Source organism: Pseudomonas sp. FG13, from assembly GCF_057809755.1.
Window position 1 is genome coordinate 160,974 of sequence record NZ_JBMDKO010000004.1, and the last position, 14,881, is coordinate 175,854.

Genomic DNA, 14,881 nt, shown 5'->3' on the forward strand with positions numbered 1-14,881 from the left:
GAATAGTAAGCTGTTTTTCCGTGGAGCTCCGATGTTAAAACGTGTCTTCGATATTGTGGCCTCCCTGGCCGGATTGATTGTCTTGTCTCCCGTGATAGCGATCATCGCGTACTTGATTCACAAGCGATTAGGATCACCGATTCTGTTTCGTCAAGTGAGGCCCGGTCTCGGAGGTATACCTTTTGAGATGGTGAAATTTCGTACTATGCGAGATGCCATGGATGCCAAAGGTCATCCGCTACCTGATTCTGAACGTATGACAGACTTTGGCAGATTTCTTCGGTCGAGTAGTCTGGATGAGTTGCCTGAGCTCTGGAACGTGATCAAGGGAGATATGAGCCTGGTTGGGCCACGTCCGCTGCTGATGGAATATCTGCCTCTGTACGATGAGATGCAAGTCCGTAGGCACGATGTACGTCCAGGCGTGACCGGTTGGGCTCAAATAAACGGTCGAAATGCGTTGTCTTGGGACGAAAAATTTCAGCTTGATGTTTGGTATGTAGAAAATCAGTCATTGTGGCTTGATCTTAAAATCATCTTCCTCACGGTAAAGAAGGTATTGATCCGCGACGGAATCAGTGCTGAGGGCGAAGTTACAATGCCTAGGTTCACGGGTTCGAAGAAATGAAGAGGTTGGCGATTCTTGGGGCGAGTGGCCATGGGAAGGTTGTCGCCGACACTGCAGAGTGCTGCGGATGGCAAGCTATCGAGTTCTTTGACGATGCGTGGCCAAGCGTCAGTTCCATCGGGGTATGGCCGGTAGTTGGTAACACCGAAGATCTAGTTGCTCGCGTGGAGGAGTTCGACGGTGTACTGGTGGCTATTGGCAACAACCGTATTCGGCGGAATAAAATTGACGAGCTAAAAGCTTCTGGTGCGAGACTGCCAGTACTGGTGCATCCTTCGTCCACTGTAAGTCGATACGCTAACATCGGTCCTGGAAGCGTCGTATTCGCATCTGCGGTAGTCAATGCCTACGCCTCTGTTGGTGGAGGAGCGATCCTGAACACCGGCTGTAGTGTCGATCACGACTGCGTTCTTGGTTTATGTGTGCATGTCAGTCCAGGCGCTCGACTGGCGGGGGCCGTAAGCGTCGGTGATGGAAGCTGGATTGGTATCGGAGCGAGTGTCAGGCAGGTGCTCAGCATCGGCGTTAACGTAACGGTGGGAGCAGGCTCCACGGTGGTGTGCGATATATCTGATAACATGACAGTGGTAGGGACACCCGCTCGTGAGATTGTCAGCCCCTGAGCTTTACCAATGAATCCGCAAGACGGACTGGCCGTTTGAGTTTTCGACGATTCTTTATTAATTCTGGATGACAGGTAAAAAACGTGTTGAATACTCCATTTTCTCCTTGGCCTTCGTTCACAGAGGAAGAGGCCAATGCCGTTCGTGACGTAGTTTTGTCCAATAAGGTCAACTACTGGACCGGACAAGAGTGTCGCGAGTTTGAGAAGGAGTTCGCCGCATGGACTGGCACAGCGCACGCTGTCGCCCTGACGAACGGCACCGTTGCGCTTGATCTCGCTTTGAAGGCTCTTGATATTGGCCCTGGAGACGAGGTCATCGTCACCCCTCGAACCTTTCTTGCTTCAGTTTCCAGCATCGTCAATGCCGGGGCTGTTCCCATTTTCGCCGAGGTGGATCGGGATACCCAGAACATAACGGCAGAGACTATCCAGTCGGTGTTGACGCCTCGGACCCGGGGAATAATCTGTGTTCATCTTGCTGGGTGGCCTTGTGATATGGATCCGATCATGGAGCTCGCCTCCCTTCATGGTCTCAAGGTAATCGAAGACTGCGCTCAAGCACACGGTGCTAGGTATAAGGGGCGGGCTGTTGGTTCCATTGGTCATATAGGAGCTTGGTCATTCTGCCAGGACAAGATCATGACCACCGGCGGTGAAGGTGGGATGGTCACGACGAATGATCGAGACCTTTGGTTGAAAATGTGGTCATACAAGGATCATGGCAAGAGTTGGAATGCGATCTACGAACGTGAGCATCAACCAGGATTCCGCTGGTTACATGAGAGCTTTGGTACGAATTGGCGTATGCTGGAATTGCAGGCCGTCGTGGGGCGGATACAGCTTCGTCGCATGCAGGAATGGCACGACAGCCGGATCCGTAATGCTGAGCGTATCTGGTCGCATGCCCGGGAGTTGAAAGGTTTACGGGTGCCCGCTGTTCCTGAGGATCATGTCCATGCTGCTTATAAATGCTATGTCTTTGTAGAGCCGCAGCAGTTGAAGTCCGATTGGAATCGTGACCGTATCATTGCCGAAATCAATGCTCTGGGCGTGCCATGCTTTTCAGGCTCTTGCTCTGAAGTCTATCTAGAGAAAGCTTTTGACGACACGGGGTGGCGGCCTGAGGTACGGCTGCCTGTGGCCAGGGAACTGGGCGAGACTAGCCTGATGTTCCTGGTGCATCCAACGCTTACTGATATGGAGATCCAAAAAACATGCGAAGTGATGCGGATAGTGCTGCAACAAGCTTGTAAGTGCTGAGGATCCAGCCGAAGCTTGATCTGAATCGCCGTATTCGCCTCGGAAGCCTATTGGTTCGAGATGCTGGCGATTTGCTAAGGTAGTTGAGGAAGGGATCTATCCCATCGAATCATTCATTATCGATGGTGAGTAAATACATCGACTGACGCGGAGTTTACGAAGCGTGTTGTATTTTCGCTTTACTTTGCTAACAGGATCCATGGCGTGACGGGTACGCTAGGAGAAGTATGCTCGTGACAGATAATCAATAGGGGCGTTTTCGAGGTGTTCGACAGGGTTATGGATAAGTTACGCACATTTTTGCTGGGCCTGCCACGTCGTCATAAACGGCTTATTCAAGTGTCCACTGACGTCGTTCTGGTATGGGTCGCATTGTGGCTTTCCTTTTTGGTTCGCCTTGGCCTTGATGATATGGTCAATCCGCTTGTCGCTCATACTTGGTTGTTTCTGAGTGCTCCGGTAGTTGCCATCCCTCTGTTTATACGCTTTGGTATGTATCGTGCGGTAATGCGCTATTTTGGTAATGACGCGCTTGTCGCCATTATTAAAGCCGTGACCCTTTCATCATTGGTTCTGGGCTTGGTTCTATATTGGTATAGCAATCATCAGAATATCGTGCCGCGGTCCATAATTTTTAATTATTGGTGGCTGAGTTTAATAATGGTTGGCGGATTGCGGCTGGCCATGCGTCAATATTTTCTGGGGGATTGGTTCGCCGCCGCGCAACATGTGCCGTTCGCTAACCGGGATGACGGACTGCCAAGAGTTGCAATCTTCGGTGCGGGAGCTGCAGGAAATCAATTAGTTGCAGCATTACGAATGGGACGTGTGATGCGTCCTGTCGCTTTTATTGATGATGACAGCAGTATTGCTGATCGAGTTATTTCTGGACTGCAAGTTTACAAGCCCAAACACATAGAACAGATGATTGAAGAGACGGGAGCGCAGGAAATATTGCTCGCGATACCCTCCGCCACACGGGGGCGTCGGCGGGAGATACTTGGTTTTTTGGAAGGGTTTCCCCTTCATGTCCGTAGTGTTCCTGGCTTCATGGACCTCGCCAGCGGTCGTGTTAAAGTTGATGATATTCAGGAAGTTGATATAGCAGACCTGCTGGGCCGAGATGCGGTGCCGGCGTTAAGGAGTTTATTGCAGCGCTGCATCACAGATCAGTCGGTATTAGTTACTGGTGCCGGTGGCTCAATCGGTTCCGAACTATGCCGGCAGATATTACTATTGAATCCGAAGACGCTTATTCTTTTTGAGCATAGCGAATTTAATCTTTACAGTATTCTTTCGGAGTTAGAGCAGCGTGTCGAACGTGAGTCGCTGAATGTTCGCTTATTTCCTATCCTCGGATCTGTGCGAAATCAGGAAAAACTGTTGGATGTGATGAAAACTTGGAGGGTGAATACGGTTTACCACGCAGCCGCCTATAAACACGTCCCTATGGTCGAGCATAATATCGCGGAAGGGGTGTTGAATAACGTAATTGGAACGTTATATACGGCTCAAGCCGCGTTGCAGGCAGGGGTCGAAAATTTTGTCCTGATATCCACTGATAAGGCTGTGCGCCCTACGAATGTAATGGGCAGTACCAAACGGCTTGCCGAGTTGACTCTACAAGCACTTAGTTGCGAAAAGGCGCCAGTGTTGTTTGGCGATAGAACTTGTGTCTCCAGAGTCAACAAAACCCGCTTCACTATGGTCAGGTTCGGCAACGTATTGGGGTCGTCCGGCTCGGTTATTCCTCTTTTCCATAAGCAGATCAAATCTGGCGGCCCATTGACGGTCACTCACCCAAAAATCACTCGCTATTTCATGACGATTCCTGAGGCTTCTCAGCTTGTCATCCAGGCCGGATCAATGGGGCAGGGAGGAGATGTTTTTGTTCTCGATATGGGCGAGCCGGTAAAAATAGTGGAACTGGCGGAAAAGATGATTCATCTGTCGGGGCTAAGTGTACGATCTGAAAAAAATCCTCATGGAGATATCGCTATCCAGTTCACAGGGCTTCGCCCAGGTGAGAAGCTATATGAGGAGTTGTTGATTGGGGATAACGTCGAGGCGACGCAACACCCAATGATCATGAGGGCCACGGAAAACTACCTTTCATGGGATGTGCTCAAGGTAAAGCTGGAGGAATTGCTGACGGCTATCGATCAATACGATTACGCTCGAGTCCGTCAACTCTTGCGAGATACAGTCAGTGGCTATGCTCCTGAGGGTGAAATCGTGGACTGGATTTATCAACAACGCCGCGTCGAACCCTGATTGTTACACAGATTGTAACGTACGTATTTTTGACAGCGCCCCATTCTCGCCTAGGTTTAGGAAGCAGCTTCGGAGAGCTGCTACTTTCTTAACTATGTCATGGAGCTTCATTAATGCGTACAAGCTATTTCTCCTCCTTGGTTTTTGCCCTTCTGACCAGCGCTTCAATAGCTGTTATCGCCGCACCGGCCGCCAATCCGGAAGCTGTGTCGTCACCGCTAGTCACACAAGCGGCAGCGTCTGTTCCCGGGACAATCGATCTTAACAGTGCTGACGCCGCGACCCTGCAACGAGAGCTTGCGGGGGTTGGCAAGGCGAAGGCTGACGCGATTGTTGCTTATCGCGAAAGTAATGGACCGTTTTCATCGGTAGAAGAGTTGCTTGAGGTTAAAGGAATTGGCAAGGCCATTGTAGACAGGAATCGCGACAAGCTGGAGGTGAATTGAGATACAACTGCCCTAGCGAAAAAAGCCGGTCTTGACGACCGGCTTTTTTGCATGTCGGCCCAACGTAGGCGCGATCTTGGTAAGCGCTCCATGAACCCCACTTTCACAGCTACGCTGTGACCTCGACTGCTGTACTCCCCATTTCTTTCCAGGGCCAGTCTGATGACTCGGCGTTCAACAGGATGAGGTCATTGCGTTTCTCCTGACCTCAATCTATCGATTCTGTCTTCGTACCTTTGCGATTGCAGAAAAGCCACACGGCGCGTGGCGCTCTTCAAGAAACCGCGTGTTCTAGTGAGTCGACGATGCCCGTCAACTGCTCCTTGGTCAGCCCAATCCACAGCGGTAGGCGGATCAAGCGTTCCGATAGGCTGTCAGTATTTGTCATCGTGCCATGGCTGCGTCCGTAACGAACTCCTGCTGGTGAGGAGTGCAACGGCACGTAGTGGAACACCGAGTAAATATTGTCGTGCTTAAGCTTATCAATCGTGCGTTGACGGTCGATGCCGGGAGCAAGCAAAACATAATACATGTGCGCATTGTGCGTGCAATTTGCCGGAATGATCGGGCGACGTAACGCGCCTAACGATTCGAGTCCTTCGAGTGCTTGGTGATAGTAGTTCCAGCTATCCAGGCGGTTTTGTGTAATCGACTGTGCTTCTTCCAACTGTGCCCAAAGAAAAGCAGCGGTCAACTCACCTGGTAGATACGAGGAGCCAACCTCTTGCCAGGTGTACTTGTCAACCTCACCCCTGAAAAAGCGACTTCGGTCCGTACCTTTCTCTCGGATGATCTCCGCGCGTAACGACATGGACGGATCATTAACCAATAGCGCGCCTCCTTCACCGGAAATCACGTTCTTGGTTTCATGGAAGCTGTATGCCCCTAAGTCCCCGATACTGCCTAGGGCCCTTCCCTTATATGAGGACATGACTCCCTGCGCGGCATCTTCGACCACGTGAAGACCATGCCGACGGGCGATCTCCATTATCGTGTCCATTTCACACGCGACTCCGGCGTAGTGAACCGCAACGATTGCCTTGGTGCGAGGTGTAATCGCGGCTTCAATCAACCTTTCGTCCAAATTTAAAGTGTCTTCTCTGATATCTACAAACACTGGTATCCCGCCGCGCAACACAAATGCATTAGCGGTGGAAACGAATGTGTAAGACGGCATGATGACTTCGTCCCCAGGTTGAATATCCAGCAGTAGCGCGGACATTTCCAAGGCTGCAGTGCATGAGTGTGTTAAAAGTACTTTGTTGCTGCTGCTGTAATGCTCCAGCCACTGATGGCAGCGCCGAGTAAAAGGTCCATCGCCCGAGAGCTTGTTGAGGAACTTTGCTTCCGCGATATAGTAAAGTTCCTTTCCCGTCATGTAAGGGCGATTAAAGGGGATTTTAGATTCGCTCACTGCATGTCTCCCGGTTATAGTTTTCTCCAACAGATCGATTTAAGGAGTGGATACGATCTGAGATTCATTAATCTGCTTCGCTACTTTTTGTTTCTGAGACGACTTTCCCGAACAGTATCCAATATGTAAATGATTCCACCGAAAGCGGATGGGATTAGCGCCATAATTGCGTAATTTGCTAGCGAAGCGCCTACAGCAATATTTGCAGGTACCCCCAGTAGGCTATAGAAATACACAAAAAAACCTTCCCGCACCCCAAGGCCACCTATGGTTATCGGGATCATGGTCAGGATCGCGATAACAGGATAGAGCGCAAAATGTTGTACGAAGGGAATATCATAGCCATACGATCGAAATACTAGATACACCACTGATATCAGAGAAATCTGATAGCAAAAAATATAAAGTAATGATGATCTAACTGCCCGCCGATAGGGGAAGTTTACCATGCTTGCGTGGAGGTTCTGTATATACCTTAACAAACGAGAAAGGGTTGCGTTCTTAACGGTGTAGTGATTATAGAGTCTATAGATTTTTTTGCTGATGAGTAGAAATTGGACGCCTACCGCTAGACTGCTAATAGTGCCGACAGTGATGATAAGTGAAGTATATTCCTTGGACGAAGGTAAGAAAGGTAGGGCTGAAAGAGTACAGGCACATAACACCAATAGCCCCATCATGCGCTCAATGATTACCGTGCTGCCCGCCAAACCTTGCTTATTTGGATGACGTCGTTCGATGTGAAATATACGAAAAGCATCGCCTCCTTGCGTCGATGGAAAAATCAGACCTTGGAATTGAGACATTAAGCTTATTTTCCACAAAGTTGCAAAAGTTTCATCTATTGAGTTAATGCGTAAAAATACCTGCCAGCGGTTAGCGGAAAAAAATGAGCTTAGTGTTATTGGGATGCAAGCCGCCAGAATGAAGTAATGCCATTCTGTAATGTCACCGATTAGCGCGGTTAGTTTAAGGTCGAACGTCTGCACCAGAAATACGCCGAGAAGAATGGCAATAGACATTTTAAATAGCATCACAGGCATATGAGCTGCTCAGAGTTGAAGGGCGAGACTAACACTGCGCTGAGACATGGGGGGATATCCTGTCGCGTTTGAATACAGCATAAGGTGGGGAGGTTGTACATACTTGTTTCCTCCCTTGCGCGGTAATGACTATTGCAGTTCTTGTTTTGACTCTATGTAGTGGGTCAGATCATTTATGTTGAGAAGACTCTCGATGTCCGAGTCAGGTATCTGAATCTCATAATAATCTTGGATAGCTAGCATAATAGTGAATATGTCCATAGAATCAATCCCCTGATCGGCCAGGTTAATGTTATCGCGCAGCATCGAGGCGTCAGCTACAACATTCGTTTTGGCAATAATTTCGATGATTTTTTCTTTTGTCTTGGACATAGGTAGTATTTCCTCAGGAATCGTAGTCACCCCGGTGGTGCGCTTGTACTGCTCGGGGTTGGATGGAATTACTAGCGGTAGACGAGATTGTCTGCGGCAATTGAATTCAACGATGGAGATTTTGCCACAATCCATACGGCACAGGGTGCTCCTTGTTGCTATCTGCAGAATGACACAACCCATGGAGGCGAAAGAGCCACGGGGCCTGCGTCATAGGCTTGCCAAGGTGGCCCTGATCCAATCTCATATGCCGGTCGGAAAAAGCTACTCGACGTTGAGGGCACTGAAGTAGATTGTCCCGATGTGCTCTGCATTGAGCTGAATGTTGCTGCGAGTCAATCGAGTACCGAGCGTTTGCTCCAGTGTCAGCTCTGCCCCGCTCAAGTCATGGTTCAACGGCCATTTGGGGCTTTCCCAGCGACAGAAAACCCACTGGCTATTGGTGGGGAGGCGTAGTTCTTTGAGATGTAACACCTTGTTCAGGGCTATCAGCACTTCTATCGAAGAAAAGCCTTCTGGCATGCTCGTCAGGCTAATCGAATGCTTAGCATTGGAGTATTGGCTGTTGCTTTCTATCAGTGACTCGTCATAGGCGCGTCGATCTTCGGCAAATCCTTCGGCTTCAGTCAATTTACCCTCATGTTCAACACCATCGAGGTGAAAGGTGAAGCTAGCGATAGCTTTACCCGCTGGTGCCTGGAGAGTGGATTTTGGCCACCAATAACAATTGAGCAAATGGCTAGTCATTGCGCCTATTTTGAAATCGAGCTTTTCGACTCGTGCGTGCGGCGTGTTATCCATAATGGATTGCATCGTGGCGTTGAGCATGTCGGTGCCATGGACATAAGTCCGTTTGCCCTTGAAACCCAATGAGAGTTCAATGGAGTGCATCACTTCAATCTCCCCAGATGGGCCGTCATGTTCGCCCTATGATTGATAGCGAAGTTTCCGGACACAACGCTATGTGGTGCGATGTCGCTGATAACCACCGAGCCCATTTTTATTTGTACCGCATCCCCTATCACCAAACCCTGGGCGATGGAGCAGGAGGCACCGACCCATACACCTGCTCCCAAGCGGGAGCGCCCGGCGACCACGGTGTTGCCAGAGACCACGCAGTTTTTTCCAATCACCGCGCCGTGACCAATATTGGTCATGATGCCAATCTGACAATTATCGTGGATGGTGGTCGGTTGCTGGAATAAAGAACGTGCAATCACCGCGCCAGCGAGTACTTGACAGCCCGATCCAATGCGTACCCCACCCTTATGCTTGACCATCATCAATGTGCCGTCGCCGTTGCGTAAAGTGATAAGGCCTTCAGCGCCCACTACGGCGTTCGAACCGATGAAAACGTTGTCTCCGATCTCGACAGGGCCTTCGATGACAACGTTCGCTGAAACTTCGACATTGTTACCCAGCTTGGCCAACGGCGAAATGATCGCGCTAGGGTGCACGGTACAGTTTTCACCAATGGTGGAGGCTTGTTCAGTCACGCGCGTCGTTTCTTCATCAAAACGGTTATAGAGGTGAAAAAAGGCAGTGCGAGGATCGGTGCAGAATACAATTGATTTTTCTGTTGCCAATACCTCATCTTTTAAATTTTCAGGGCAGAGGATGCAAGCCACATTGGGCATGCTCAGTGCTTTGTATAGATAGTGAAAATTCTGACAATACACCAGTGCGCCTGGTGCTTGAGCTTCAATTTCGTCGAGGTGCGTGAAGGTACCACTGTTTAAAACCTGCTCAGCAGGGAAATAATCTATGACGCGGTAGGCAGATGTCATTGTTATTCTACGTGTTCTTCAATAATTGGAAACTGACTAAGATCAGTTGCGTTTTCGACCAATCTTCCGAGGTATTCGCCTTGCACGCCCAAGGCCAGAAGAATGTTGCCAGCGAGGAATGAGACCAGGATCGCCAGTGACGCCCATCCGGGCACCACGTGGTCAGTCAGAAGGGTTCGAAGCAAAACAAAAACAGCAAACAGGATGCTCGATGCGCTGACTAAAAAGCCCCAGATCACGACATATCGCAGGGGAAGAAGTGAATAATTGACGATAAGGAACGACAGCGTTTTGAACATCTTGCCAAGAGTATAGGTGCTCGGACCTCCATCGGCCCGGGACGCGTGGCGAATAGTCACATTAGCCATCATGTTTACTGGCACGGAGTTGAACAGCATTGCGGCGACATGGGGATGTGAACCTTGATATCGGGCGAGCTGTTTTGCCACTTGTTGGCTCATCGCTCTATAACTCGAGAGGCCGAAACTTGTCGGCTTGCCAAGTATCTTGCTAATCAGTTTTTGGTTGAGGTGAGATGCCAAATTACGCCAGGCGCTGTGCTGTTTTTCAGCTTTGGGAATCTTTCCAATGACGACATGCGAACCCGCTTGAAGTAGGTCAATGAACAAGGGAAGATCTTCAGGGAAGCACTGTAGGTCATCATCAATAGTAACGACAAAGCGTTTGCGCGCATAAGTGATGCCGCAAAGCGTAGCATGTTGTTGCCCTTTGTTCTTCGCGAAGCGAACAATCTTGATTCTGGGATCTTTTTCGTGAAGTGTCAGGGCGGCACACCAGGTCTGATCCGGACTCGCATCATCGATTAGAATTATTTCCCAGTCGTTGCAAATCTGATCGAGTGTGGCGCTTGCCCGTGCATAAAACTCCGGAAGTGTACTTGCGCTTTTATAAACGGGTACAACTAAGCTAACTGAAACGGTTTTATCAATCACCTTGAGCCTCGCCCTGACCATTGGATTGTACGATGATAGGTCGCTTCGGTTATAAAGACGGAAATTTTAGACGATGGGGCAGCAGGTGTCACTGCTTGTGAGCGTTGGCCCCGTTTCTGTGCAATACCGACAAATTTTTCCGCCGCAATCAATGTATCTCTGGCAGGGATCTCCAAGGAGCGACAACCTGCTCCTCAGGCGGTCGTGATCAACCCTCTCGACGCGATGACGAAGAAGCTATTTCGAACGTTCGTTGGAAGGTGCGCATTGGCAGGCGGTGGTGTGATGCGGAGCTGGTCAGGGAAGCTCTGGAGAAGACTTTGCCGAAGCCGAGCACGCCGGCAAGCGCAAGCAGACCAGCGGGTGAGCGAAACTCTTGGCGTGATAAATGGCTATGGGAGGCCGTGACTTGTCGTCGTTTCAAGACACCTTCATCGACGGAACGCGGAATCATGCGCCCAGTTTCACGAGGAACGAAAATGGTGAACGCGACCCAGAGATGCACCCAAACAAGCAAGGTAACCAGTACTATGTCGGAGCCAAAGCTCACTCGTCGACGACGAGTCAGGTTTGGTGCTCAGCGTGGTGAACGCAGTGGCCAATGTCGCAGGCATCACTAAGGTCGCCCCTTGAGGAGAAGATTTCTTGGTGGGTAGTTTGCAATGTAGGATTAAGCGTAGAGTTCGAGCTATCGTTGCTGCAGATTATGGGTTTTATTGGTCAAGATGGGGCTTCGTTTTTATTTAAATAGGTGTGAGCGAATGAGAGTTGTTGTAGGTAAGGGAGTTTCTATTGTTGTTTTAGTGTTGTTTTTTGGCACTCTGCTAAGTGGTTTTTTTCTTCCGGTTTACTCCGACGAAGTAATGACTAAGTTTAGAATTGCCAGGCTCTTCCTGGAGGGAGGGGATGCGGTTACTCTTTATCCGCAATGCGCCACTACGGCGGGGCGGTCAGTTTCATGGATATTTTATCCCGCCGGTGTGGTGTTATCGGGATTATATGCCCACCTTGGCCCTATGGGACTGAGGGTGAGCGGAATTTTCCTATCACTGATTTGGTTTGCTCTGCTTGCTTATTGGTGCCTGAAGCAGACATGTGATTCGGAGGGTGTTCTACAACGTTTCGCTGGGTTGGTTGCAGTAGCTTCATTAGGTGTTCTGCCTTATCTGTGGGTTATGGCACGTCCTGAACAGTTGTTGATGCTGACGATTTTGATGCTTTGTTTATTAGCGCTTTTTCCCAGGACGCCTAGGTCTACGAGTGCCCAGGCTGCGATGGCCCTGGGGTTGGCATTATTGCTCTCAATTTTTTTCTATTCCCACCCGAAAAGCATGTTCTATATGCCGTTCGCGCTTACGGCTGTATGGTTGGCAACTGCGGCATATCATAAGTTGGTTCGCTATGGTTTGCTGTTATTTGGGGTGGTTCTATGTGTTCAACTCTTTCAATATTTCAATGCGTTAGCGGATTGTCAGGATGCGCCGAGTATTCAGAAAATGTTGGCGGCGAACACTTTGTTGCCCAGCATGTTGTTCTCCTCACCCATTTCGTTTATTAGCGCCGCCTATAACAACTTGATCAGCTTTCCCGATCGGATGTTGGCGCATTTGATTTTTAGTGCTAGTTTTCAATCAGGTTGGCTGCCTCCTATAGATGATGGCGTTAAAGCTCTACCCTATATCAATCTAGGCATCTATTACTCTCTATATGCATTCGTAATAGGGACTCACATTTTCGGGGTCTGGATGTTTTTGTTGCACTTGGTTCGCCGGCAAGTGTGTGGCCCTATCGTGCTTGCGCTTCTCGTGATCGGCGCGGATGTAATCAACGCTTTTTTTTACAATCTGCAAAATTTTTATGCAGGCCTTCAATTCGTGCCGGCGTCCATCATCGTCGCTACTTTGTTGATGCATTCCAGACATCCAGCGAAGCTAGGTAATAAACCCGTGCTATTTGCTTATTCGTTATTGTTGGTGTTGTCAGTAGTCTCGATGACTACGCTGCTGACCCTCGTGACTCCTGCCGTAGTACGCAATTCCTCCTCCACCCAATCGAGCTTGCCTGGGCAGCCACTTTCGATTCCGGTGTTGGGCGTTCGGGACCATTTGGACTCGATCAGAAGATTGGGTCAATCGTGTGGCATCCCGGCACGATCGGCGGAGAACGTCGTCGTGGATCACATGACGTATTTTGCCTTTTTAAACGACAAGAAACCGATCCACGTGCTCTACGTATCTGAGTATGGCTATGGCGGCGATTTAAGTAATGGCAGGCTGTTGCCATTTCTAAAAGGGTTAAATAGCCCAGGCCTGATTACGCGCTGCGAATGGGTGCCACTTCAATTCCGACCGATGCAGAAGATGGGCGAGATGGATTACTGTTGTGTAAATTTCGGGGATATCTGAGCAATCTACCGGTTCTCTGCGCCCCGGAGACGGGACGCGGAGGAAGTTTCACTGGAGCCTGAGCCACATGATGTCGAGGAGTATTTATAGGATAGTTGGTTTTTACTATCCATCGCTTTTGTTGTGTTGACATGGTTCCTTAGGTTCGTTAGCCGTCGATTTGTTTTCGACAAAGCTATCTTAGAGAACGCTACTCGCCCAACCGTTGGATATGAGGGTCAAATGCCATGTACAAAGACTACCCAGCCGCCTACCAAGTCAGCAAAGGCTCGGCCCTGCAGGTGGACAAGCCCTTCTACGACCGCATCCGCGCCGAGCAGGACAAACGCACGCTGATCGAGCAGTTCGAGGTGCCGATCCGCACCGGTCGTGCCTGGCATGTGCCGGCCGGCCACGTGTTTCGCGTCACCACCCCGGTAGGTCCGCAAGTAGGCGATTTCAACGTTTGGAACGCTCACGATCCGCGGGAGCGCTTGTGGGCGGCGCGCACTCGGCAGTTGCAAGGCGCTCATGTCAGCACTCATGACCGACTCTGGTCGAACCTGCCTTTCTTGAGACCCCTGGTGACCATCACCGATGACAGCCTGGCCGGCTACGGCATCGACGAGCATGGCGGGCGGCTACACGATTTGCTGGGAACCCGTTGTGACCCCTACGTGAACAGGATGCTGACCGGTGAGGATTTCCATCATCACTGTCATTCGAACCTGACCCGTGCGGTATTGCCTCACGGTCTTACGGAGTTCGACGTGCACGATGTGCTGAATATTTTCCAGTGCACCGGGCTCAACCATGACGACATGTACTTCATGAAGGCCTGTCCGGCGCAGAAGGGCGACTACCTGGAGTTTTTTGCCGAGATCGATCTGCTATGCGCCTTATCCACTTGCCCTGGTGGTGACTTGTCGTTGGCGATGTGGGGGCCGGATGCTCAGGATCCGCTCAGCGTCTGTCGTCCGCTGGGCGTGGAGATCTATCGGTTGGAAGATGCGTTACTCGAAGGCTGGAGCCAGCCCGAACGGGCGGCGTACAAGGGGATGCATGGCTTGCAGATTGCCAAGGCGGATTGGGAGAAATAACACTTCCTTTGTGGCGAGGGGCAGTGCGACGTTTCGCTAAATCCCCCTCGCCACAAAAAAGCGGTGCGCAGCTCAAGCCATCAACGATCCTTTGCCTCCTTCGCATCCATCTCCGCATTCCTCTCGGCCACGCGCTTGCGTTGCTCATCAGTCAGTTCGACCTTGTTGGCGGTGTCGCGCAGCATCATCAGGCCTCCGACGATCGAGCCGATTGCAACGATCAAAATCAGCCAGGCATACCAGGGCATAGGATTCTCCTTGAGGGCGGGCCAGTGGGCGTCGTTCACCCAATCCGCCACACCTACCACTTATGAGCGAAGGTTGCTCGCAGTGGTTCAATACTACCCCTGTTCTACCGGATGTAGCTCATGACGCGGCCAGTAGGCCATCGTTCGTTTTTACGAATTCTTTATTCCTCGACCCCACCCTCGATCTCGTTCCTTTACAGCCTCCCTGCCGACAATCACTCCACACGCGGCACGACGCCGCACCACGGAGAAATCCCATGAGTGTCCTGGACGGGGTGTCATTGCTGCTGGCAGTGGCGCTGTTCATTTATCTGCTGGTTGCGCTGTTGCGCGCAGACCGGAACTAG

At 50.5% G+C, this 14,881-nt stretch carries 15 protein-coding genes; 8 read left to right on the forward strand and 7 right to left on the reverse strand.

Features of this window, described 5'->3' with window-relative positions; translation table 11 throughout:
• The first annotated feature begins 31 nt into the window (after positions 1-31).
• From ACODTO_RS05945 to ACODTO_RS05965, 5 genes are all read left to right on the forward strand, one after another.
• Positions 32-628 carry a sugar transferase gene (locus tag ACODTO_RS05945; protein ID WP_139647088.1) on the forward strand — a complete coding sequence of 199 codons (597 nt, stop codon included), beginning with the start codon at positions 32-34 and terminating at the stop codon, positions 626-628.
• A complete protein-coding gene (locus ACODTO_RS05950; protein ID WP_139647086.1) occupies positions 625-1,251 on the forward strand; it encodes an acetyltransferase in 627 nt (208 codons plus the stop codon). The genes ACODTO_RS05945 and ACODTO_RS05950 overlap by 4 nt, the downstream gene beginning before the upstream one ends.
• Positions 1,252-1,334: 83 nt before the next feature.
• Positions 1,335-2,513: a DegT/DnrJ/EryC1/StrS family aminotransferase gene (locus ACODTO_RS05955; RefSeq protein ID WP_175385956.1), complete on the forward strand. Its 1,179-nt coding sequence runs from the start codon at positions 1,335-1,337 to the stop codon at positions 2,511-2,513.
• A 279-nt stretch (positions 2,514-2,792) separates the two neighbouring features.
• The gene (locus ACODTO_RS05960) at positions 2,793-4,787 is read left to right on the forward strand and encodes a polysaccharide biosynthesis protein (RefSeq protein WP_175385957.1); all 1,995 of its coding nucleotides are present in this window, start codon (positions 2,793-2,795) and stop codon (positions 4,785-4,787) included.
• Positions 4,788-4,900: 113 nt separating this feature from the next.
• Complete coding sequence (locus ACODTO_RS05965) at positions 4,901-5,233, forward strand: ComEA family DNA-binding protein (RefSeq protein WP_139647080.1); 333 nt, start codon at positions 4,901-4,903, stop codon at positions 5,231-5,233.
• Positions 5,234-5,507: 274 nt separating this feature from the next.
• Here the strand turns inward: ACODTO_RS05965 and rffA are convergent, their stop codons facing one another.
• The 6 genes from rffA to ACODTO_RS05995 all read right to left on the reverse strand — a co-directional run bounded on the left by rffA (position 5,508) and on the right by ACODTO_RS05995 (position 10,802).
• Positions 5,508-6,647, reverse strand: coding sequence for a dTDP-4-amino-4,6-dideoxygalactose transaminase (gene rffA / locus ACODTO_RS05970; RefSeq protein ID WP_175385958.1), 1,140 nt, complete (start codon positions 6,645-6,647; stop codon positions 5,508-5,510).
• A gap of 80 nt (positions 6,648-6,727) precedes the next feature.
• Positions 6,728-7,690, reverse strand: a complete 963-nt coding sequence (locus ACODTO_RS05975; RefSeq protein ID WP_217510137.1) for a lysylphosphatidylglycerol synthase transmembrane domain-containing protein — start codon at positions 7,688-7,690, stop codon at positions 6,728-6,730.
• A 129-nt stretch (positions 7,691-7,819) separates the two neighbouring features.
• Positions 7,820-8,062, reverse strand: a complete 243-nt coding sequence (locus tag ACODTO_RS05980; protein WP_175385960.1) for an acyl carrier protein — start codon at positions 8,060-8,062, stop codon at positions 7,820-7,822.
• A gap of 264 nt (positions 8,063-8,326) precedes the next feature.
• Positions 8,327-8,953 carry a hypothetical protein gene (locus ACODTO_RS05985; RefSeq protein ID WP_489106080.1) on the reverse strand — a complete coding sequence of 209 codons (627 nt, stop codon included), beginning with the start codon at positions 8,951-8,953 and terminating at the stop codon, positions 8,327-8,329.
• Positions 8,953-9,849, reverse strand: coding sequence for a DapH/DapD/GlmU-related protein (locus ACODTO_RS05990; RefSeq protein WP_175385961.1), 897 nt, complete (start codon positions 9,847-9,849; stop codon positions 8,953-8,955). Before ACODTO_RS05990 ends, ACODTO_RS05985 begins: the two co-directional genes overlap by 1 nt.
• Positions 9,850-9,851: 2 nt before the next feature.
• On the reverse strand, positions 9,852-10,802 hold the full coding sequence (locus ACODTO_RS05995) for a glycosyltransferase family 2 protein (RefSeq protein WP_175385962.1): 951 nt from the start codon (positions 10,800-10,802) through the stop codon (positions 9,852-9,854).
• A gap of 761 nt (positions 10,803-11,563) precedes the next feature.
• Between ACODTO_RS05995 and ACODTO_RS06000 the strand changes: the two genes are divergently transcribed.
• Positions 11,564-13,207, forward strand: coding sequence for a hypothetical protein (locus tag ACODTO_RS06000; RefSeq protein ID WP_489106081.1), 1,644 nt, complete (start codon positions 11,564-11,566; stop codon positions 13,205-13,207).
• A 227-nt stretch (positions 13,208-13,434) separates the two neighbouring features.
• Positions 13,435-14,286, forward strand: coding sequence for an urea carboxylase-associated family protein (locus tag ACODTO_RS06005; protein WP_175385963.1), 852 nt, complete (start codon positions 13,435-13,437; stop codon positions 14,284-14,286).
• An 80-nt stretch (positions 14,287-14,366) separates the two neighbouring features.
• Here the strand turns inward: ACODTO_RS06005 and ACODTO_RS06010 are convergent, their stop codons facing one another.
• Positions 14,367-14,534: a DUF2897 family protein gene (locus ACODTO_RS06010; protein ID WP_003183831.1), complete on the reverse strand. Its 168-nt coding sequence runs from the start codon at positions 14,532-14,534 to the stop codon at positions 14,367-14,369.
• A 257-nt stretch (positions 14,535-14,791) separates the two neighbouring features.
• Between ACODTO_RS06010 and kdpF the strand changes: the two genes are divergently transcribed.
• Positions 14,792-14,881 carry a K(+)-transporting ATPase subunit F gene (gene kdpF, locus ACODTO_RS06015; protein ID WP_003218754.1) on the forward strand — a complete coding sequence of 30 codons (90 nt, stop codon included), beginning with the start codon at positions 14,792-14,794 and terminating at the stop codon, positions 14,879-14,881.